This window comes from Alteromonas sp. AO-Serp, assembly GCF_017849675.1.
GTDB lineage: Bacteria > Pseudomonadota > Gammaproteobacteria > Enterobacterales > Alteromonadaceae > Alteromonas > Alteromonas macleodii.
Window position 1 is genome coordinate 39,846 of the sequence record NZ_JAFLMX010000002.1, and the last position, 21,246, is coordinate 61,091.

General features: G+C 46.2%; 20 protein-coding genes. 18 read left to right on the top strand and 2 right to left on the bottom strand.

What is annotated here, in order from left to right; genetic code table 11:
• The first annotated feature begins 48 nt into the window (after positions 1-48).
• From QVA83_RS00280 to flhB, 18 genes are all read left to right on the top strand, one after another.
• Positions 49-1,512 (top strand): sigma-54 dependent transcriptional regulator, encoded by a 1,464-nt coding sequence (locus tag QVA83_RS00280; RefSeq protein ID WP_039224849.1) that lies wholly within the window; start codon positions 49-51, stop codon positions 1,510-1,512.
• A gap of 136 nt (positions 1,513-1,648) precedes the next feature.
• Positions 1,649-2,791 carry a sensor histidine kinase gene (locus QVA83_RS00285; RefSeq protein WP_156078028.1) on the top strand — a complete coding sequence of 381 codons (1,143 nt, stop codon included), beginning with the start codon at positions 1,649-1,651 and terminating at the stop codon, positions 2,789-2,791.
• 16 nt (positions 2,792-2,807) lie between these two features.
• Positions 2,808-4,145 carry a sigma-54-dependent transcriptional regulator gene (locus tag QVA83_RS00290; protein WP_049588047.1) on the top strand — a complete coding sequence of 446 codons (1,338 nt, stop codon included), beginning with the start codon at positions 2,808-2,810 and terminating at the stop codon, positions 4,143-4,145.
• Between the two features lie 241 nt (positions 4,146-4,386).
• Positions 4,387-4,722 carry a flagellar hook-basal body complex protein FliE gene (fliE, locus tag QVA83_RS00295; RefSeq protein ID WP_014948630.1) on the top strand — a complete coding sequence of 112 codons (336 nt, stop codon included), beginning with the start codon at positions 4,387-4,389 and terminating at the stop codon, positions 4,720-4,722.
• Positions 4,723-4,734: 12 nt separating this feature from the next.
• Positions 4,735-6,429: a flagellar basal-body MS-ring/collar protein FliF gene (fliF, locus tag QVA83_RS00300; protein ID WP_287497990.1), complete on the top strand. Its 1,695-nt coding sequence runs from the start codon at positions 4,735-4,737 to the stop codon at positions 6,427-6,429.
• A gap of 12 nt (positions 6,430-6,441) precedes the next feature.
• Entirely contained in the window at positions 6,442-7,482 is a 1,041-nt protein-coding gene (gene fliG / locus QVA83_RS00305) for a flagellar motor switch protein FliG (RefSeq protein ID WP_014975903.1), read from the top strand.
• Between the two features lie 39 nt (positions 7,483-7,521).
• Entirely contained in the window at positions 7,522-8,304 is a 783-nt protein-coding gene (gene fliH, locus QVA83_RS00310) for a flagellar assembly protein FliH (RefSeq protein ID WP_287497991.1), read from the top strand.
• Complete coding sequence (gene fliI, locus QVA83_RS00315) at positions 8,297-9,631, top strand: flagellar protein export ATPase FliI (RefSeq protein ID WP_014975905.1); 1,335 nt, start codon at positions 8,297-8,299, stop codon at positions 9,629-9,631. Before fliH ends, fliI begins: the two co-directional genes overlap by 8 nt.
• Before the next feature lie 72 nt (positions 9,632-9,703).
• The gene (gene fliJ, locus QVA83_RS00320) at positions 9,704-10,150 is read left to right on the top strand and encodes a flagellar export protein FliJ (protein WP_014948635.1); all 447 of its coding nucleotides are present in this window, start codon (positions 9,704-9,706) and stop codon (positions 10,148-10,150) included.
• A 351-nt stretch (positions 10,151-10,501) separates the two neighbouring features.
• Positions 10,502-12,817 carry a flagellar hook-length control protein FliK gene (locus QVA83_RS00325; RefSeq protein ID WP_287497992.1) on the top strand — a complete coding sequence of 772 codons (2,316 nt, stop codon included), beginning with the start codon at positions 10,502-10,504 and terminating at the stop codon, positions 12,815-12,817.
• Between the two features lie 217 nt (positions 12,818-13,034).
• A complete protein-coding gene (gene fliL, locus QVA83_RS00330; protein WP_014948637.1) occupies positions 13,035-13,574 on the top strand; it encodes a flagellar basal body-associated protein FliL in 540 nt (179 codons plus the stop codon).
• 27 nt (positions 13,575-13,601) lie between these two features.
• A complete protein-coding gene (fliM, locus tag QVA83_RS00335) occupies positions 13,602-14,660 on the top strand; it encodes a flagellar motor switch protein FliM (protein ID WP_014948638.1) in 1,059 nt (352 codons plus the stop codon).
• Between the two features lie 17 nt (positions 14,661-14,677).
• Positions 14,678-15,085 carry a flagellar motor switch protein FliN gene (gene fliN / locus QVA83_RS00340; protein WP_014948639.1) on the top strand — a complete coding sequence of 136 codons (408 nt, stop codon included), beginning with the start codon at positions 14,678-14,680 and terminating at the stop codon, positions 15,083-15,085.
• Positions 15,086-15,113: 28 nt separating this feature from the next.
• Entirely contained in the window at positions 15,114-15,566 is a 453-nt protein-coding gene (gene fliO / locus QVA83_RS00345; RefSeq protein ID WP_014975907.1) for a flagellar biosynthetic protein FliO, read from the top strand.
• A complete protein-coding gene (gene fliP / locus QVA83_RS00350) occupies positions 15,559-16,314 on the top strand; it encodes a flagellar type III secretion system pore protein FliP (protein WP_014948641.1) in 756 nt (251 codons plus the stop codon). Before fliO ends, fliP begins: the two co-directional genes overlap by 8 nt.
• Before the next feature lie 8 nt (positions 16,315-16,322).
• Entirely contained in the window at positions 16,323-16,592 is a 270-nt protein-coding gene (gene fliQ / locus QVA83_RS00355; protein WP_012517675.1) for a flagellar biosynthesis protein FliQ, read from the top strand.
• Positions 16,593-16,604: 12 nt separating this feature from the next.
• The gene (fliR, locus tag QVA83_RS00360) at positions 16,605-17,384 is read left to right on the top strand and encodes a flagellar biosynthetic protein FliR (protein ID WP_014975908.1); all 780 of its coding nucleotides are present in this window, start codon (positions 16,605-16,607) and stop codon (positions 17,382-17,384) included.
• Positions 17,385-17,390: 6 nt separating this feature from the next.
• On the top strand, positions 17,391-18,515 hold the full coding sequence (flhB, locus tag QVA83_RS00365; RefSeq protein ID WP_287497993.1) for a flagellar biosynthesis protein FlhB: 1,125 nt from the start codon (positions 17,391-17,393) through the stop codon (positions 18,513-18,515).
• A gap of 135 nt (positions 18,516-18,650) precedes the next feature.
• Here the strand turns inward: flhB and QVA83_RS00370 are convergent, their stop codons facing one another.
• Positions 18,651-19,559 (bottom strand): D-Ala-D-Ala carboxypeptidase family metallohydrolase, encoded by a 909-nt coding sequence (locus QVA83_RS00370; RefSeq protein WP_287497994.1) that lies wholly within the window; start codon positions 19,557-19,559, stop codon positions 18,651-18,653.
• Positions 19,552-21,159, bottom strand: coding sequence for a L,D-transpeptidase family protein (locus tag QVA83_RS00375; RefSeq protein WP_014975911.1), 1,608 nt, complete (start codon positions 21,157-21,159; stop codon positions 19,552-19,554). Before QVA83_RS00375 ends, QVA83_RS00370 begins: the two co-directional genes overlap by 8 nt.
• Positions 21,160-21,246: the final 87 nt, after the last annotated feature.

Genomic DNA, 21,246 nt, shown 5'->3' on the forward strand with positions numbered 1-21,246 from the left:
ATAAATGCGCTAAACTGTAAATAATAACAAAGCGTTCTCGGGGAATTGATGAAGAACATTTTGCTGGTTAGTGACAACCAGGAACTTATTCAAAACTTGGAAACTATCGTTACCTTCATGGGAGAATCGTGTCAATCGCGAGGCTTTAGTGATTGCGAACGGTATTTGCAAGATAGTGGGGCTGATGCTGTTCTTATAGAGCACATATCGCCAGCCATAGTCAGCGGACTGGTTGAGAAGTTTCCTCACATACCATTTGTAGCATTGGTTGAAAATAATAGCCAAGCATCAGCAGGTTGTAATCTCGTTAGCGTTATTGCAACGCCATTAACCTATCCCGTTTTGACCCAAGCTATCCATCGTTGCCAAGAATACTCAAGGCGCAAACCGAGCTTGTCTCGTACATCGGGAACAAAGACGCGACTGTTTAGAAGCCTTATTGGTAAAAGCGAACAAATACAAATAGTTCGTCGATTAGTTGAACAGGTTGCTCCAACTGATGCCACTGTCTTGATTCTAGGTGAGTCTGGAACAGGTAAAGAGGTCGTTGCACGTAATGTTCACTTCTTATCTGAACGCAAAGACGGGCCATTTATTCCGGTAAACTGCGGTGCAATTCCTGGCGAACTGCTGGAAAGCGAGCTGTTTGGTCACGAAAAAGGCGCGTTTACTGGCGCAATCAGCGCGCGTAAAGGCCGTTTTGAGTTAGCTGAAGGCGGTACGTTGTTTCTGGATGAAATCGGTGATATGCCGCTTCAGATGCAGGTTAAATTATTGCGCGTGTTACAAGAGCGTACCTTCGAGCGCGTAGGCGGCAACAAGCCCCTTCAGTGTAACGTACGCATCATCGCCGCGACGCACCGCAATTTGGAAACCATGATCAGTGAAGACAAGTTCCGTGAGGACTTGTATTACCGACTCAACGTGTTCCCAATTGATAGCCCTGCACTTAGACAAAGAAAAGACGATATCCCCTTACTGCTCCAAGAGCTAAATAGTCGTATCCAAGGTGATGGGGTGGAAGGTGTGCGCTTTACCGAGCAAGCGATCGCCTCGTTAATGGAGCACGAATGGGCGGGCAACGTTCGTGAGCTGTCTAACTTGGTTGAACGCTTAACTATTCTTTATCCTGGTCAAATCGTTGATATCGCCGATTTACCTGAGAAATATCAATACGGTGATATACAGGCTTACGAGCCTGATTATCCCGAAGAAATTCTTGAGCGTGAAGCATTCAATGCACTCTTTGCTGAAGCGGCCGCGCAAGAGCCTGAAGAAGATCTTAACGAGCAAAGCCATGAGGGTTTGAACGGAATGGTTTCTTCATCTTTACCTGAGGAGGGGGTTAATCTCAAAGAGTACCTTTCTGAGTTGGAAGTAAACCTCATTCGACAGGCGTTAGACAATCAAGATTGGGTGGTGGCTCGAGCTGCCGACAAACTTGGTATGCGCAGAACAACGCTTGTCGAGAAAATGCGGAAGTACGATATTCAACGTACTGAAGAAGCGTAATGTCAGGTAATTGACGTTGCGCCTTCCTCTATAATTTCATCCTATCTAACTGAAAAATAAGCCAATGATGAATTGGCACATCTTCTGCTTTATCTAAGTCATAGTTTAACAGCGTCTGCAATTTGACGAGGGTAATATGGCTTTTGACAGCACACCACAATCTACTGAGTACTCAGCATCAAGCTATGCGTTAGATAGTATTGATAATGCGATATCTCGTGATGAATACGACCCTTCATGCAGTGACGATATCTCGTCTTTGCGGTTGCAGGCGAGTCGACTTGAACACTTACTTCAGGTAATGCCTGCGGGCGTTATCGTTATAGACGGCAAAGGGATCGTACGCCAAGCCAATGAACAAGCGAAAGCACTGTTAGGTGAACCGCTGGAAGAGGAAGTGTGGCGAAGCATTATCACGCGCTCATTCAAGCCCCGCGCTGACGACGGCCACGAAGTCTCACTTGTTGACGGTCGCCGAGTGAAGCTTTCTATCACGCCATTAGAAAATGAGCCTGGACAATTAATTGTTATTACCGACTTAACCGAAACGCGGCAGCTGCAAGCTCGCGTGAGTCATATGCAGCGTTTGTCTTCTTTGGGAAAAATGGTGGCATCCCTTGCTCACCAAATTCGTACGCCTCTTTCTGCGGCCATGCTCTATGCGTCTAATTTAACGCGCAAAGGCTTGGGACAAGAAGCACAAACTCAATTTGCAAACAAGCTAACTGACAGGCTTAAAGAGCTAGAGAGTCAGGTTAACGACATGCTGCTTTTCGCTAAGTCAGGGGAAGAACAAGTGGTCAGCCAAATTAGCTTGGGAGAGTTGTTTACTTCAATTGAAGGCAGTGCCCAAACCATGACGGCTCAAGCACAGCAAACGCTAACTTTTAGCGGCTTCGATAAAAACGTATCTATTACCGGTAATCTTACAGCGCTTCAAGGCGCGTTATTAAACCTTGTTCACAACGCGAGCCAAGTTACTCCGAAAGGGGAGTGCGTGCACGTAGAAACTGCAGTGTCTGATGAACGTTTGCATGTGGCCATTATAGATAAAGGTCCTGGCGTACCGGATAAACTCAAAAACAAAATTTTTGAACCGTTTTTCACAACTAAAACTCATGGCACGGGCCTTGGTCTTGCGGTGGTTAAATCCGTCGTAAACGCCCACAACGGTTTGCTGAGCGTATCAAATATGCCAGAAGGTGGGGCGTGCTTTAGTGTGTCTTTGCCGTGTGTGGTGAACGCTCAATCTTCACAAACATTGACTCATGTTGCGTAGGTCATAGGAGAGAATAATGTCTAAAACTACCATTTTAATTGTTGAAGATGACGCAGGATTACGCGAAGCACTCCTAGACACCCTTCTGTTAGGTAACTATGAGGTTGTTGCCGCTGACTGTGCTGAAGAAGCGTTAATGGTGTTGTCTTCGCGCTCTGTCGATTTAGTGGTAAGCGATATTCAAATGGGCGAAATGAGCGGTTTAACGCTACTTAAAAGTATCAAAACTAAGTACCCCAATATGCCGGTGCTGTTGATGACAGCCTATGCCACTATTGATGATGCCGTGCAGGCAATGCGCGATGGCGCTACAGACTATCTATCAAAACCGTTTGCCCCAGAAGTACTGCTTAATTTAGTGGGACGCTACGCGCCGGCTCAAAAAATAGAGTCTCGCACGCCTATTGTTGCTGACCCTTCAAGCTTGAAGTTACTTGAGCTTTCTCGCAAAGTCGCGAAGTCCGACGCCACTGTGATGGTAATGGGACCAAGCGGTTCGGGTAAAGAAGTGCTGTCTCGCTATATTCACGATCAGTCGCCGCGAAGTGATGCGCCATTTGTCGCCATCAACTGTGCAGCTATACCAGAGAACATGCTAGAAGCGACCTTGTTTGGTTACGAAAAAGGTGCGTTCACCGGCGCAATCCAAGCTTGCCCGGGTAAATTTGAACAAGCCCAAGACGGTACGCTGTTACTTGATGAAATAACCGAGATGGATTTGGCGCTTCAAGCTAAACTGCTACGCGTGTTACAAGAGCGCGAAGTAGAGCGTCTTGGCGGACGTAAAACCGTTAAGCTCAACGTCCGTGTTATTGCTACAAGTAACCGAGATTTGAGAAAAGCAGTGGATGCGGGAGAGTTCAGAGAAGATTTGTACTACCGCTTAAATGTATTCCCTATTGAGTGGCGCCCGCTATCGGAACGTCCGGGTGATATTGTCCCTCTCGCCGAACATCTGGTTCAGCGTCACGCTAGTTCTCAAGGGCTGGGTACTATCAGGTTAAGCGCAGCAGCACGCAATAAGCTGTCACAATACAGCTGGCCAGGGAACGTTCGCGAACTAGAAAACGTGGTTCAACGGGCGCTTATTTTATGCGAACACAATGAAATCGACGCCAGCGATTTAATGATTGACGAAGACATGACTGCACCTGTTGAGACACCGCAAGAGCATGTTGAAGATAATAGGCTAGGGTCTGAGCTGCGCTACCAAGAACATCAAATTATCCTCGATACGTTGGTGTCGTGTAACGGCAAGCGTAAAGATGTGGCAGAAAAGCTCGGCATTAGTCCAAGAACCCTTCGTTACAAATTAGCGCGCATGCGCGAAGACGGTATTGAAGTGCCCGCATAAGGTCGCTTTCTACACTTTCGGTTTCCTCGTCCTTATCCGTCGCCTCTGTAGTAAAGAAGGCGGCGGTTTTTTGTTGCTCACACTAAGTCAAACGCCATAAATTTGGCTAACCCTCTTATTTTTTATTTATCTTATTGATATGTATGGATTTTTAAAGTTGGCAAGCCCTTTGCTAAATCCCCTCTATACATAAGTTATACGCCGATGTTCAGGCGGTCTCGAAAAAGCACTAGGAGTGGTTATGGACGTTAAAGCCAATAGTTTGTATCAAGAAATGCAGAACATGATTGGGCAAACTCGTCTTCAAGTTAATGAGCCTCAACAGCAGCCGCTTAGTGAAGTTAATAGCTCGGCAAGTGATTTCTCGACCATGCTAAAGAATGCGGTAGATGGTGTAAACGGCATGCAGCTCGAATCAAAAGACGCGCAGCAGCGTTTTGAAATGGGCGACCCTAACTTAAGCCTAGCTCAAGTTATGCTGACGAAAGAAAAGGCGGGCATTGCTTTTGAAGCCACTGTTCAAGTACGTAACAAAGTACTTGAAGCCTATAAAACAATAATGAATATGCCGGTGTAGGTGGAGTAGGTTATGGCTGAAGCTACAGGTACAAACCTTACGGTTCCTGATCAAAATCAAGCAGTGGACAATGAGCCAGAAAACAAATCTGGTTTTATGGACACTTTAGGTAGCGCAGATATGATGCGCCAAATGGCCCTTGTGGTTGTTTTGGTAATCTGCGTCGCCATCGCTATTTTTATTCTTATCTGGTCGCAAGAACCTGATTACCGTCCACTTGCGAAAATGGAAACCCAAGAGCTTATTGAAACCCTCGATTATATGGATGCGAACCAAATCGACTATAAGCTTGAAGGCAATATTGTTTACGTAAGAAGTGACGAATTCCAAAATATTCGTTTAGGCATGACCCGCCAAGGGTTAACTAAGGTCTCTGATGCCGGTACCGATATCATTATGCAGGATATGGGGTTTGGCGTGAGCCAGCGTGTTGAGATGGAACGTCTAAAACACGCCCGCGAGCAACAAATCGCGGCCACTATCGAAGATATCGCAAGCATTCAAAAAGCCCGTGTCTTGTTAGCTATGCCTAAAGAGAACGTATTTGCGCGAAGAGAGAAGAAAGCGTCGGCAACCGTTGTGCTAACGGCTAAGCGCGGTGCCGTTATTGCCGGTGAAGAGGTTGACGCTGTTGTCGATATTGTGGCGTCTGCAGTGCAAAACATGGAGCCGTCTAAGGTAACCGTAACAGACAGCAATGGTCGTCTGCTTAACTCAGGCTCTCAAGATTCTATGAGTGCTCGTGCCAGAAAAGAATACGAGATTGAGCGCCAGCGTGAGCAAGAGTACTTAGAAAAAATTGACGCGATACTGATTCCAGTATTGGGCATAGGTAACTACACAGCACAAGCTGACGTTACCATGGACTTTACAGCTATGGAACAAACACAGCGTAGCTACAACCCTGATTTACCTGCGGTTCGCAGTGAGATGATCATGGAAGAAAACAGCGTAGGTGGCGGTGTTGGCGGTATTCCTGGTGCACTGTCTAATCAACCTCCATTAGATTCTAATATTCCAGAAAATGCAGTGGGCGGTAGTCAGCAAACTATGCCTGGTCGCACAGCGAAAGAATCAACACGTAACTACGAACTTCTTCCCACTATAAGTCATACCAAGAAACAATCCGGGGTTATACGCAGATTAAGTGTGTCTGTCGCGGTAGACTATACCCAAGTTGCGGGTGAAGATGGCGCGATGACGCCAACACCGCGCAAGCAAGAAGAAATCCTAAACATTCGTCGACTTTTACAGGGCGGCATTGGCTTCGATGTTACTCGTGGTGACTCCTTAGAAGTTGTTAGCGTACCCTTTACCCGTATGGATGCAGGTGAAATTGAAGATGCGCCTATTTGGGAACAACCCGGCTTTCTACCAATTCTTAAGCTAGTTGTTGGTGGTTTGGTTATAATAGTGCTTATCATCTTCGTGATTCGTCCTATGCTTCGTCGTCTTATCAATCCTGACGAGTCTAACGACGCCGATGATTTTGATGCAGATGAAGGTTTAGACTTAGGCGATGACACCATTAGCATGCTGACGTCTGATTTTGATGAAGGCCAGGTAGGCTTTGCACCAGACGGCTCACTTATGCTGCCTGATCTACATAAAGACGAAGATGTACTTAAAGCCGTACGCGCCCTTGTGGCCAACGAACCTGAATTATCAGCCCAAGTAGTGAAGGGCTGGTTAATGCAAGACGAGTAGTGAGATAAGATTATGGCTGAAGAACTTGCCAATGTTGACGAGCCGTCATACGACGTCAGTAAATTAGAAGGCGTAGAAAAAGCGGCCATCTTGCTGCTGAGTCTTTCTGAAGAAGACGCCGCCCAGATATTGAAACACTTAGAGCCCAAGCAAGTACAAAAGCTCGGCACTGAAATGGCAAAAGTGGACGATATGACGCAAACCAAAATTACGGCGGTTCATAAGCACTTTATCGAAGAAATTCAGAATTACAGTACCATTGGCTTCCAAAGCCAAGACTTTGTTAAACGTGCGCTCACAGCCGCGTTAGGTGAAGATAAGGCCGCAAACCTAATTGATCAAATCCTGATGGGAAGCGGTGCAAAAGGCCTAGACTCATTGAAATGGATGGATTCTAAGCAAGTAGCCAGCATTATTCGTAATGAGCACCCGCAGATTCAAACTATCGTATTGTCTTATTTAGAGCCTGAACAAAGTGCTGAAATATTGGCGCAGTTCCCTGAAAAAGTGCGACTCGACTTGCTAATGCGTATAGCAAATCTAGAGGAAGTTCAGCCGGCTGCACTACAAGAGCTGAACGAGATCATGGAGAAACAGTTTGCAGGTCAAGCGGGTACACAAGCAGCCAAAATGGGCGGCTTGAAGTCGGCGGCGAACATCATGAACTACCTAGATACTGCGATAGAAGGTCAGTTAATGGACGCTATTCGCGAGCAAGACGAAGAGATGAGCCAGCAAATTCAAGACCTGATGTTTGTATTCGACAATTTAGTCGATGTAGACGACAAGGGTATTCAGGCCATTCTGCGCGAAGTACAGCAAGACGCGCTGCTTAAAGCCATTAAAGGTGCTGACGAAGAGCTCAAAGACAAAATTATGCGCAACATGTCTAAGCGTGCTGCTGAAATGCTTAATGATGACTTGGAAGCGCTTGGCCCTGTGCGTATTAGTGAAGTGGAAACAGCGCAGAAAGAGATCCTTTCTGTTGCCCGTCGACTTTCTGACTCTGGTGAAATCATGCTTGGTGGTGGCGGTGGCGAAGAGTTCCTGTAGGAACGCTAGTCCCGTCACTCATTTAGCCTAGGTAAATATATGAATGCCAAAAAAAGTTTCAGCGAAAACGAAGTAAATGAAGCTAAAAAATGGGACCTACCTTTCGTTGATGACCCCACTGCACCCCGAGAAAACGAGCCGACCAACGCGTTAAACAAACGTTCGGACTGGAAGTATGAACCGCCTGAAGTTGAGGAAGAGATTAAGCCGCCTACCGCTGAAGAAATAGAAGCTATACGTCAGGCTGCTTATGATGAAGGTTATCAGGAAGGTAAAGAAAAAGGTTTTGAAGAAGGAAAAGCGCAAGGCCTTGAAGCAGGTTTAGCGGAAGGTAAAGAGCAAGGTCACACCGAAGGACTTGAACAAGGGCTTGAAGAAGGCCGCCAGCAAATGACGGCACAAGCCGAAGTGTGGCAAATGCTTGCTGAAAAATTTCACGACCCACTCTCGCAAGCCAACGATGAAACCCGAGATCAATTGGTAAAACTCGCCGTTACTCTTGCAAAAGCAGTTATTAAAACAGAGGTAAGTACTAACCAACAGGTTATAATGCAGGCGTTAAGCGAAGGTATTAAAGCGCTACCAATTAATCAAGCTGACTATCAAATTCATATGAATCCTGAAGATATTGAATTGGTTAAAGAGCATTTTGGTGAAGAGGAAATTACCAAAAAAGGCTGGAATTTGGTTGAAGCAACAGCAATGGAACGCGGTGGCTGTGACATTACCACTGTGCAAAATGCCGTAGATGTGTCGATTGAGCGTCGATGCCGCGACGTTATCGATAAGTTTCTTTTAAACCAAGGTTTATCTAATGACTAGCCCTTGGCATGCCCATTTTGAATCACTTACTAAACAAGTGACATCGCCACCCGTTGTTGCAGCGGGAAAATTAGTTCGGGGCATAGGGCTTACCCTTGAAGCTGTAGGTTGCCAGCTGCCGGTGGGCAGTCAATGTTTAGTGCAAACCATTGAAGGCGAAATAGAAGCTGAAGTAGTTGGCTTTGGTGATGATATTACCTATTTGATGCCCACTGAAGCGGTTCGCGGTATTGTGCCAGGGAGTCGCGTTATGCCGTTAAACCGGCAAAGCGGTTTGCCGGTAGGTATGGGACTGTTGGGTCGTGTGGTCGATGGCAACGGTCAGCCCCTTGACGGACTGGGTGAAATTAATGCCGACGCGCGAGCTCCCACCACGCGTCCTCCTATGAACCCGCTCATTCGCCGTCCAATCAACACCCCTATGGATGTTGGCGTACGTGCCATCAATGCGTTAAATACGGTTGGCGTTGGTCAGCGTATGGGGCTTTTTGCAGGAAGTGGCGTGGGTAAAAGTGTGCTACTTGGCATGATGACCCGAGGCTGTGAAGCCGATGTGGTCGTGGTTGGGCTTGTAGGTGAGCGTGGCCGAGAAGTAAAAGAGTTTATCCACGAAATACTGACAGAAGAAGAACGCCAACGGGCGGTTGTAGTGGCAGCGCCAGCCGATACTTCACCGCTTATGCGTTTAAAGGGCTGTGAGACGGCGGTAACTATCGCTGAATATTTTCGTGATAAAGGCATGAAAGTACTGCTGCTGATTGATTCTTTAACACGCTATGCCATGGCGCAGCGCGAGATTGCGTTGGCTGTGGGTGAGCCACCGGCCACAAAAGGTTATCCGCCTTCGGTGTTTGCTCGGCTGCCCGCACTAGTAGAACGTGCAGGTAACGGCAGCGAACGACAGGGCTCTATAACGGCTTTTTATACGGTGCTAACCGAAGGTGACGATTTGCAAGACCCCATTGCCGACGCCGCTCGCGCAATTTTGGATGGTCACGTAGTGTTGTCGCGAACCCTTGCCGATAGCGGTCATTACCCTGCTATTGATATTGAGGCGTCAATAAGCCGTGTAATGCCTATGGTCGTGAGCGAAGAACACCAATTAATGGCGCGTCGTATTCGACAAGTTTATTCAAACTACAAACAAAACCAAGACCTCATTTCTATTGGCGCTTATGCGAAAGGATCAGACCCGCGTATTGATCTGGCAATTCGCGCAGAGCCTGCAATCAACGCTTTATTGCAGCAAGGGATGAAACAAGTCATACCGTATGACGAGAGCTTAGAAGGCATGGCTGCACTAGCTAAAGGGCTGGGGCAAGGCTAATGTATAGCGCTGCAATGCAAGTTAGCTTGCCTGTGATCCAGAAGTCATCAACTTTCCAAAAGGTATCGCATAATGTCTAAACAACTAGAACGTTTAGCCGAATTCGAGCGCGAAAAAGAGCAGCGAGAAGCCCGATACTACAAACAGGCCCAACAGAACGTTAATCAGCAAAAGCAAAAGCTAACCAGTCTTGAGCAGTACCGCATTGACTACATAAAAGGTATTCAACAAACCGGTCAAGCAGGTGTTACCGCCACCTATTATCAGCAGCATTTATCCTTCGTTGGAAAACTGGATAAAGCATGCGAACAACAGATGCAAGTGATTGCTCGTGCACAAATGGCGGCGGATCAGCGAAAGCAACTTTGGCTAAAGCAACAACAAAAAGTGAAAGCTGTTACCTTGTTGCTAGATAAGAAAAAGTTGGCAGAGCAGAAAAAAGAAGCCAGAGCTGAGCAGGCCATGATGGATGAGTTCGCTACCCAACGATTTTTCAGAGCTAAGCGCTCGCCTTTCTGATAATTAGTCGAGCCTCTGCCACTTTGGCTCAACCCTTGCAAAAACCATTTCATAATGTACTAGCGCGACGTAATTACTTTGCAATCGCTACTACGGTAAATCATCGTTTCTTTGAGTTTCATCACACAGTATAGCGTTTGAAATTCAGCGAGGGCGACTAAGGGCCGTAGCGAAAAATCATAGCGATACATGCTGACTAAGTAATGCTAAGTGATTGTAATTAAAGTAAGCGTTGGTGGGTTTGCGATGAAATGGCATCAAGTTTTTTGTAATAAAACGCCAAGTGAATCATTCGCATCACGATACGTCTTCTTGGTGAAAGACGATTTAAATGTAGGACGGTAGGACAATATGCAACAAGTTGCCGCACGTAAAACAGACATTGCCGCATTACCATTCTCTGCTTCTGGTACGGCGAAAGCCGTTGGAACGGGTATCGGAACTCAGCAACAAGCGAACAATGAAAATAACCAAGCATTTAACCGACTTTATCAAGACGCGAAAACGACCAAGTCAGATTTTGTTTTAAACGAAAAAGAAGATCAGGTTGCTCAATCTCGAGCAGCAAACCGTTCGGACAGAGCGGCTCCCCAATCTTCAGTCTCCAGTGACACGATCAAAAATGGTAAAGACCGCGATGCGGGACATACGGATTTACCTGTTCGTGACGAAGTGACAGATATTCCAGCTGAGTCTGAAGCTGACTCTCATAATGCAAATCAAGAAGAAAATGCAACGCTTGGTGCACACGAGGTTGCGCAAGGTTCAGCAACGACAACGCAGCCTTCAACTGACGGTGAAAATACCAATCTCGTTATTGACGACGCTGAAGGCGCCGTTGAACAAAAAAACGTGACCGACGCCCAGTATGTCATTGGAGAAGGCGGCAGGAAAGATGCCGAGGCTGGCGTTATTACCTCACCTGGCACGCCAGATGGAAAGCCAAGCAAAGACGACGGCGAGCCAGACTGGATTGCCTACGTTGAGACGGTAGCCAATCGTTTTGGAAAAAGTGATGAATCTTCAGGTGAATCAGGTACCACAGAAGATAAGGGTATCTCTGAAGCTGCAGGCGAGGCAGTTAACGTCGTATCTATAAAAGAAAGCGGAAAACTTTGGAAGCTTCCGGAGGATGTGGATGCGAGCGATATGCCATCGGTCATGGCTCATCTTTTGTCGCAACTTAATAGTAACAATGATGGTGAATTAGCCATCGAATCCCTGTCGTCTGAAGCACAACAAACACTCACTGCACTAACTTCACTTCTTATTGGTGGCAACGCTAACAATCAACAGAGTGGAAGTGATAGTGAAACGAACAATGCGTCTTCAAATGCGCAAACCGATATCAATACTAATTCAGATAAAAAAGTAAAAAATGACAATGAGCTTTCAGCATTAATTGCCAAGCTCATGCAGACTGAGCACACAGAAAATCCCGAACAAGGTCTAGCGTCAGACACTGAAGCCGCAAATGCATTAAGCGGTATGTTAGAAACGTTAAATGGGCTATCTGAAAGCGGTAAAAAATCGGCCGATGAATCGCTCGTACTAAGTCTACTAGCAGATGAACTTAACAATATTCAGGCCAAATCTCTTGATGACAATCTCGCTGAGGCTCAAGAGTTATTGGCCGAGTTAACTTCAGAGACAGCTGTTGCCGGCAGCGTGGCGATTAATGCAGCAGCATCAAACGACGCTAAATCAGCATCATCTGAGGGGCTGTTAAACGTTGAAAACAGCGGTGAGCAAACCAAGGTAGTTGATTCTTTTGGTGCTACAGAAATTTCAAGCGACCTGCTTTCAGCGATAAGTGAGCTATCGCCACAAAGCGCGCAAAAGGCAACAGAAGCGTTTGCAGAGCGTGTAGTCGCGGCTCTGCCTGGTGGTGCACAGCAACAAGCGGTGAAGGCTAACATTATCGCTGGCATTAACGAGTTTCAGCAACAAGTCCAGCAAGGTAGAGAGCCTGGCATTGATTTATCAACTATTGTAGCCGATGCCGCAAAAGATGCTGCGGTAAGTGCTGATGTGGTTGCTTCAATGACAGCGAGTGTAGACGGTCAAGCCAGTCAATTCTTAAATTTGATGACGCAAACTCAAGCAAGTGCTCAACACGCTATTGCTGGATTGGTCAATCCAACTGAATCGGTTATGCAGGAAAACTCTCAGCTTCGCGCTGAAGCGTCAAAAACTCAGCAGCAGTTTGAAGGTTTTGATAAAGCGGTCAATATTCATAAGAGCGACGGCCAGCAGCAGCTTAGTGAGAAAATTCGCTGGATGGTTAATGCGCGAAATACCATGGCTGAAATTCGCTTAGATCCTCCCGAGCTTGGCAGTATGCAGGTGAGAGTAAATGTGGCGGGTGACGCTGCAAGCGTGAGCTTTGTTGTGCAATCACAGCAAGCTAAAGATGCGTTGGCCGATGCTATGCCTAAGCTAAGGGATATGCTCTCAGAACAAGGTATTGAGTTAGGCGACGCCCAAGTTAGGAAAGATAATTCTTCTGGTCAAGAAAATGGCCAGCAACTTGCAGGAAACAGTCACCAAGGTCAGGGAGCTGGGGATCGTGGAGAAAATGACGGTGTAGACGACACGGATGGCATGCGGGTTATTGAGCAGTCGATTTCGCGCGCGGACAAGGGCGGCATAGACTTTTACGCTTAACCACATCCCGTATGAATTATTACCAATAGGTCGCATAGAGAGAATACGTAAACGCTGCTATGTTTTGAATGAAAGGAGTGAGCAGTAGGTGGTATTAGGAAGCGTGAAGACGCAAAAAATTACCCGTACACATATTGTTTTCCTCAAATTATGGCATTGCCATTTTTGACGGAACCTTGATAATACGTTTTTTCCGAGCATTACTGACGAGTTACACATGGCTGAAGAAGAATTACAAGTAGAAGAAGGCGGTAAAAAGAAAGGCAAAATGATGTTGATCATCATTATCGCTGTGGTTCTTTTAGGAGGCGGTGCAGCTGCCTATTTCTTATTGTTTGCAGGCGGTGATGAGCCAGCAGCCGAACAGCTTGCAGAGACTGATGCCGCCGCAGCGGCTGCGAGCGCACCAGCATCAGCAGCAGGGAAAGCTGAAATGGGCACTGCGCTTTACGTAGCGATGCCGCGACCATTTGTTTTTAACGTGCCGGGCGCAGGAAGAGACAGGTTGGTTCAGATAAAAGTGCAGTTGCTTGTGCGCGGTTCTGACAATGAAGAGCTGGCGAAGACGCATATACCGCTAATTGAAGGGACATTACTACAGGCTTTTAGTACTTCAAACGCAGACGATCTGGTTACCGAAGCCGGTAAAATTGAGCTTCGCGAGCAGGCAGTAACTGAAGTACAAAAAGCATTAAAGGACATTACGGGCAGCGATGTAGTTGAGCGCGTATTGTTCACTGGGTTTGTCATGCAGTAATGCATTGACTAAGTAAGGTAGAAGACGGTGAGTGATTTATTATCTCAAGATGAAATCGATGCCCTATTACACGGGGTAGATGATGTAGAAGAAGAAGAGGTCGGCGGCAGCGACTCTGATGCTTCTACGCTCGAGTACGACTTCTCCTCGCAAGACAGAATAGTGCGTGGGCGTATGCCTACGCTTGAAATAGTTAATGAACGTTTCGCACGTCACATGCGTGTGAGTTTGTTCAACATGATGCGACGTTCAGCTGAAGTATCGATTAACGGTATTCAGATGATCAAGTTTGGCGAATATATTCATACGTTATTCGTTCCAACGAGTTTGAACATGGTGCGTTTCCGTCCACTTAAAGGTACGGGGCTTATCACCATGGAAGCCCGCTTGGTATTTATTCTGGTAGACAACTTCTTTGGTGGTGATGGTCGCTATCATGCGAAAATTGAAGGCCGGGAGTTTACGCCAACGGAGCGCCGTATTATCCAGATGCTGCTTAAAATAATCTTTGAAGATTATAAAGAAGCCTGGGCACCGGTCATGGATGTGTCGTTTGAATATTTGGACTCAGAAGTAAACCCTGCGATGGCGAACATTGTGAGCCCGACCGAGGTGGTGGTCATCAGCTCGTTCCATATCGAACTAGATGGCGGCGGTGGCGACTTCCACGTGTCCTTGCCATACTCAATGTTAGAGCCCATTCGCGAATTGCTTGATGCAGGTGTTCAAAGCGATAAAGAAGATACAGACTTACGTTGGAGTAAGGCCCTTCGCGATGAAATCATGGACGTTAAGGTGGCGTTAACTACGCATATGCTAGACGTTGATGTACCGCTTCGCGATGTGATGGAGTTTAAACCTGGCGATATCATCCCTGTGGAGATGCCAGAAACCATCACAGTATTAATTGAAGATTTACCCACATTCAGGGCTAAATTAGGTCGCAGTCGCGACAATTTGGCACTGAAAATTGTAGAGAAGATTGCAAGACCGACTTCAGTGAAGTCTGAGCTACAGTTATTAACCCGCGGTGGGCGCATTATTGATAATGACGCAGAACTGCAAGTACTCGAAGAAGACCTGTAAGGTAGAGGGGAGTTCCCATGAGTGAAGACGGTATGGACGATTGGGCAGCGGCAATGGCCGAACAAGCCGAATCTGAAGCGGAACAAGAGGCTGGCGATAACGAAGACGTACAAGTTGCTGAACTTGACGAATTAACTGACGACGCGCCGATTACGCAAGAAGAAAAGAAAAAGCTAGATACTATTTTAGATATTCCTGTGACTATTTCGATGGAAGTCGGTCGTAGTCAAATAAGTATCCGAAATCTGCTACAGTTGAACCAGGGTTCTGTGGTGGAGCTGGATCGTGTTGCCGGTGAGCCACTAGATGTATTAGTTAATGGCACGTTGATTGCTCATGGAGAAGTAGTAGTGGTCAACGACAAATTCGGTATTCGATTAACGGATGTTATTAGTCAAATTGAGAGAATCAAGAAGCTCAGATAAAACTTCTTATAAAATAAGGGGTTGCGCAATGCTGCCCCTTTTATTTAGCCAGATAGCCGTCGCGCAGTCGACCCAGTCAATTACCAATCCCACGTCGGTACTGTCAATTTTCCTATCCTTGCTCGTCGTCGTTGGCGTCATTTTCGCCCTGGCTTATGTGATGCGTCGATTTAATGTCACTGCGATGGGTGGAAATCAAATGAAAGTCGCGGCCAGCATGGTTGTTGGCACAAAAGAAAAAATTATGGTGATTCAGGTAGGTGAAGAGCAGCACCTCATTGGTGTAACCAGTCACAACATCTCTCATTTAAGCAAATTAGATAAGAATCTCGATGTGCCTGTGAAAGGTGTGAACAAAACCACAGGCGAGCAACAAAATGGTGCCGATGCGTTTAAACAAAAACTTGTTGCTGCCATGGCGGAAAAGCTCAACCCGAATATAGAAAAGAATAAAACAAAGGAAGAGTCGAGAGATGCGTAAGTTTGCCTGGCTACTTTTAATACTGCCCTTATTACTTCTCGTTGAGCCCGCCTATGCTCAACAAGGGATTTCTGCAGTCACGGTTACAACCAATCAAGATGGTTCTCAAGACTACACCATGACGCTTCAAGCGCTGTTTATCATGACGGCGCTAAGCCTTATTCCTGCGTTTATCATGATGATGACCTCTTTCACGCGTATTATTGTGGTGTTGTCTATTTTGCGTCAGGCGATTGGCTTACAACAATCACCGTCAAACCAGATACTCATTGGCGTTAGTTTGTTTTTATCCATGTTTATTATGGCGCCGGTATTCGAAGAGGTGAACGAGCGAGCTTTACAGCCTTACCTTAACGAGCAGCTCACCAGTTTAGACGCTCTTGAGCAAGCCAAAGGCCCAATGCGTGCGTTTATGCTTTCTCAAACACGGGTAAAAGACTTAGAAACGTTTGTACGAATAGCCGGAGACGAAGGAAAATACGCTGATACCAATGAAGTACCGCTAACCATCCTTATTCCCGCATTTGTAACCAGTGAACTTAAAACCGCGTTTCAAATTGGTTTTATGCTATTTATTCCCTTTCTTATTATTGACTTGGTAGTAGCGTCTATATTGATGGCTATGGGGATGATGATGCTTTCACCTATGATTGTATCCTTGCCGTTTAAACTCATGTTGTTCGTGTTAGTTGATGGTTGGAACTTGATTTTTGGCACGTTGGCGACCAGCTTCGGTATGGGCGTCTAGGAGGGCTTATGTCACCAGAAGTCTTTGTAGAAATACTGCGAGAAGCCATGTTCATGGTTATCGTGTTGGTATCTGCGGTGATTGTTCCAAGCTTGATCGTAGGCCTAGTTGTCGCTGTTTTTCAGGCGGCGACCAGTATCAACGAGCAAACCATGAGCTTCTTACCTCGTTTACTTGTTACGCTTCTCGCGCTTAGCTGGGGAGGCAACTGGCTAGTGCAACAGCTTATGGACTTTACTTTCAGAATGGTTGATATGATCCCGCAGGTTGTGGGATAGAAGGCTAAAGCTGTGGAAGTCGAACTCGCGACCATCAATCAATTCCTAGCAGACATGCTGCTGCCGTTTATGCGCATTAGCGGCTTATTCGTGGCCATGATTGGCTTGAGTGCTAAATCCATTCCACCGCAGGTAAGAGCCTTGTTGGGTATAATGCTCACACTCATTATCATGCCGGTAGTGCCTCCGTCACCCATAGAAAATTTGGTGGATGTGGGCACATTTTTAATCGTTATTCAGCAATTACTTATTGGCATTGCTATTGGTTTTATATCAATGATGGTGCTCAATACCTTTGTGCTTGCTGGCCAAGTTATAGCAATGCAAACCGGTTTGGGCTTTGCGTCTATTGTTGACCCAGTCAATGGTATTAACGTGCCAGCGGTAGGTCAGTTTTATCTGATATTGGCGACTTTGTTGTTTTGGACTTTGGATGGGCATTTGTCCATGATCCAAATGATAGTCATGAGCTTTGAGGCGTTTCCCATAGGCGAAGCATGGTGGACCGGTGAACAGTTCCGCGATATTGCCCATTGGGCCGGCTGGATGTTTATATCGGCAGTGACCCTCTCCCTTGCGCCAATCGTCTCGCTGCTTATCGTGAACTTGGCGTTTGGCGTAATGACCAAAGCTGCACCACAGCTAAACATTTTTAGTATTGGTTTTTCCATTGCTCAGGTAATGGGATTACTGATTATTTGGATAACACTTGATAACTTTACTGCACACTTCGAAACCCAATGGTTTAGAGCCGAACAGTTTATGTGTGAACTATTGAATATTTGTTCGTAGGAAAACATGGCAGATTCAAGCGAAAAAACAGAAGACCCCACGGGGAAAAAACTCGAAGATGCCCGAAAAAAAGGGCAGCTAGCCCGATCCCGTGAACTCTCTACGACCCTAGTACTTATCGTCAGTGCTTTTATGTTCTTGTTTGTGGGCGGGTGGATTGCTGAATCTGTTTTTAAACTTACTCAGAGAATGTTCATTCTCTCTCGTGACGAAACCTATGATATCACCCACATGTTTGGCGCATGGGGTGAAGCCTTTTCGGCAGTAGGTCCTGCCGTGCTGCTATACATGGTTGTGGCAATGATAGCGGGCATTTATGGCTCTATCGCCCTTGGCGGTTTTAACTTTACCTGGGAAGGTGCAAAACCTAAGGGTTCAAAAATGAGCCCTATTCAAGGCTTCAAGCGTATGTTCGGCATGAACGGCTTGGTTGAGTTACTCAAGTCTATAGCGAAAGTGGTGGTCATAATTGGCATGGCCATCGGAGCGTTACTGTTCTTTGAAGATGAAGCGCTCCACCTTGATATGGAGCTTTATCCGGGAAACTTCTTTCACGCACTCGACATGCTTAAGTGGGCGTTTCTTATTCTGGTGTGCGGCATGATCCCTATCGCGCTCATTGATGTGCCTTATCAAATGTATAAGCACAACAAAGAAATGAAGATGACCAAGCAAGAGGTTAAAGACGAACGGAAAAATGCGGAAGGCGACCCTATGGTTAAAGGCCGAATTCGCCGTCTGCAATATCAGGCTGCAACCAAGCGCATGATGCAGGAAGTGCCACAAGCAGACGTAGTGGTGACTAACCCGACCCATTTCTCGGTTGCTATCAAGTATGATGAGAAGGGAGTGAGGGCGCCGGTTGTGGTCGCTAAAGGTGCTGATGAGCTAGCGATGCACATCAGAAAAATTGCTACCGCCAACGATGTGCCGTTGATCCCTTCTCCCATGCTTGCCCGCGCCATTTTCTACTCCACAGAAGTGGACGATGAAATTCCTAACGCCTTATTTATGGCGATAGCGCAGGTGCTCGCACATGTTTATCAGTTAAAAGCGCATAGAGCAGGTAAGGGCAAACGTCCTAAGCCACTTAAACGGGATTTGCCTATCCCACCAGAGTACCGACACTAACCCAACCGCTAAATGGGTGAAAATTGACTTTGAAGGTGGGGCATAGGTATGTGCCCCGAACCAACAATTCTACCAGCGCGCTAGGGTTCCTCTCACATCCACATGAACAAAAGGCCCGTGCGCCGCATAATCACATTAAATACCAAGCCCACCGACTCTTGGACCGAAAGCGCCTTGTTTAGACATGTTTGATATAAAGTTCGCGAGCCATACCGCATCTTCGCGGTTTATCACACCGTCTTTATTGAGGTCATCCATCACCCCATCTTTCGGTGACTGATCGATATAGAAATCCGCTGCGCCACCCCAAACGTGACGGCTATATTGAACATTGCCAATAGCTTTGTTGTAGAACGGAGTGCGATATCCACTCATTATGGTTAATCCTTCAACTGCATGCCCTTCGTCATTTAAGGTGTGCAGTATTTTTTCCAGTTTCAACAAAAGGCCTGCTCGCAAATGTACATATTTGGGAAATCCTTGTTGCTGCTTGGATAGAAATTGACCTAGGGTGAAATTGGGCGACAACCTTACGTCCGTTTGTTCTGGCGATACCTCAATAAGTCCTGATGGGGGTAAATAAATGGGATTGTTTTTTAAAGGCTTATCAGGATATTTACCAATTGTGTAGCCGTTTAACTTACCTGTTTTGTCTACCTTTTCCAAAGATGTCATCACAAAGACGTTGAGCGTCGCAGTTTCACCTGACTGCGCGTTGGTGGTTTTAAGTACATAGTGCCCTGATTTCTTAGGTGCCATTATTGGCGCTTTCCCCACAACCCCGCTAACTATTGGTAGGTTCGAACTCGTCTTTAGTGCTTCACCGTTCGCATGGTGAAATTGAAAATTCCCAGTATGGCTTTTATTGTCAAACTCAACAGTGAACGTTTTATTCGGCATTACAAAAATAGAGAAAATAGGGTAGGGAACCATATTTCCATTAATAGCAAGCTTAGAGTTGAGCGTGTCATTGTCAAAGGAGCACGCATCACCGGCGCGCACTGCAGTTAAAAGAGCAATCAGTACTAACAAACACTTACGCACGTTTAAACTCCTTCAATTTCTCAATAATATGGCTGTCCCGATTGTATGCATCGCGGCGAAATACAATGGTTCCTGCTTCATCTGCAAACGCTGTGAAGTACACAATAAGAACCGGTATAGGTTTCTTTAAATACAGTGTACTGGTCTCTTCACTTTGAAGTAATTGCTCAGCTTGCGGTATTGCCTCTGTCTGGCCTGAATGAGTAAGTACCCACTGAGACAGCTTCAAAGGGTTAGAGACTCTTATACAGCCAGAGCTGAAGTTTCTTTCTAATTTCGAAAAAAGGCTGTGATCGGGCGTGTCGTGAAGATAAATGGCATGCTTATTTGGAAGCATGAATTTCACTTTACCAAGGGCATTGTGCGGCCCGGGCTTTTGTCTGAGTGTATAGTGAAATGTACCACGGCTAACATTTGTCCAATCAAATTCATCGACAGGGCTGAAGCCGCTGACACCGGCGGGCTGGGCTTCGTAACCTTGCTCGACCAATAAAGAAGGATTGGTTTTTAATTTCGCCAGCTTGTCTTTAGTGGCTATACTGAAAGGCACGGTCCAGTAGGGGTTAAACACCATATACTTCATTGATTCAGCGAAAACGGGCGTTTGTCTCACTGGTGTACCGACAATCACAGGCATTCCCAGTGTTTCTTCACCTTCAGTAAACCCTCTCAACTGAAACGACGCAATGTTAACGCGTAAATATGTTGACCAAGTTTGATGAGGGAGCCAGCGCCAACGCTCTAAGTTTGCATCAATTCTTTCTAACCAAGAAAACGTGGTAGCATTTAATGCTTCTAAAGTGGAACTTCCCACGATACCATCTGGCTCTAAGCCCGCAGACATTTGAAACTGCTTAACCGCGTCCAGTAAATCTTTATCGAATAACTCTGAATAGGTGCCTGGCCCTAAAAGACGAGACTTCAGCAACACAACTCTTTCGCTCGTTGAGTTCAGCTTAAGTGTTGGGCCAACTGGAATTTGCGTGGTAACTGTAGAAACTGCCGTGAGTAAACTACGCTTTTTTTCTAACAGTAACTGGTATTCATGGTGTGATGGCCACATGGCCCGCAATGTTGCAGAAACACCGTTAGTTAATGCGTGATTTAGCGATGCCACAGGATCCGCTTCTCTTTGCTTAAGGAACCACTGCGAATCTGCATTGGCGGGGCTAACAAGCCCATTTAATCGATGCAGAGTTTGACTGATGAAGGCATCGGTTGCTAGTACATCTAAGAGTGCCGTATTGGCGTCGCGACTTTCGAGCATTGACGCGTGGTAATACTCGGGCGAGAAGCCATGTAACTCTGAATCAGCAATTTCATGGAGGAGTTCCTGAAGACGGTTTTCAGCATCACTAGTACCAAACCATATAAGCTGATAGCCCTGTTGAGTGTAGACCTCGCTTACCAAAACTCTATTGTGCACACGAGATGGGTTACTATTTTGTGAACCGTATATCTCCACTGAATCAACTAGCAAATTCTCCACACGCTGTCGTAAGTTAGGTTGTTTAGATGCATGAGCTACATGACTAAAAGTCAGCATGATGACAAGGCTGACCCAACAAAACGTTGCAACACGGTTTTGTAGCACTACCATGAATAATCCTTTTAAAACGAAGAGTAGGCCCTAGGAATAGTGACGTAATTATAAACTGTTCGTATGTCCCTCGGATACAAAATCTTA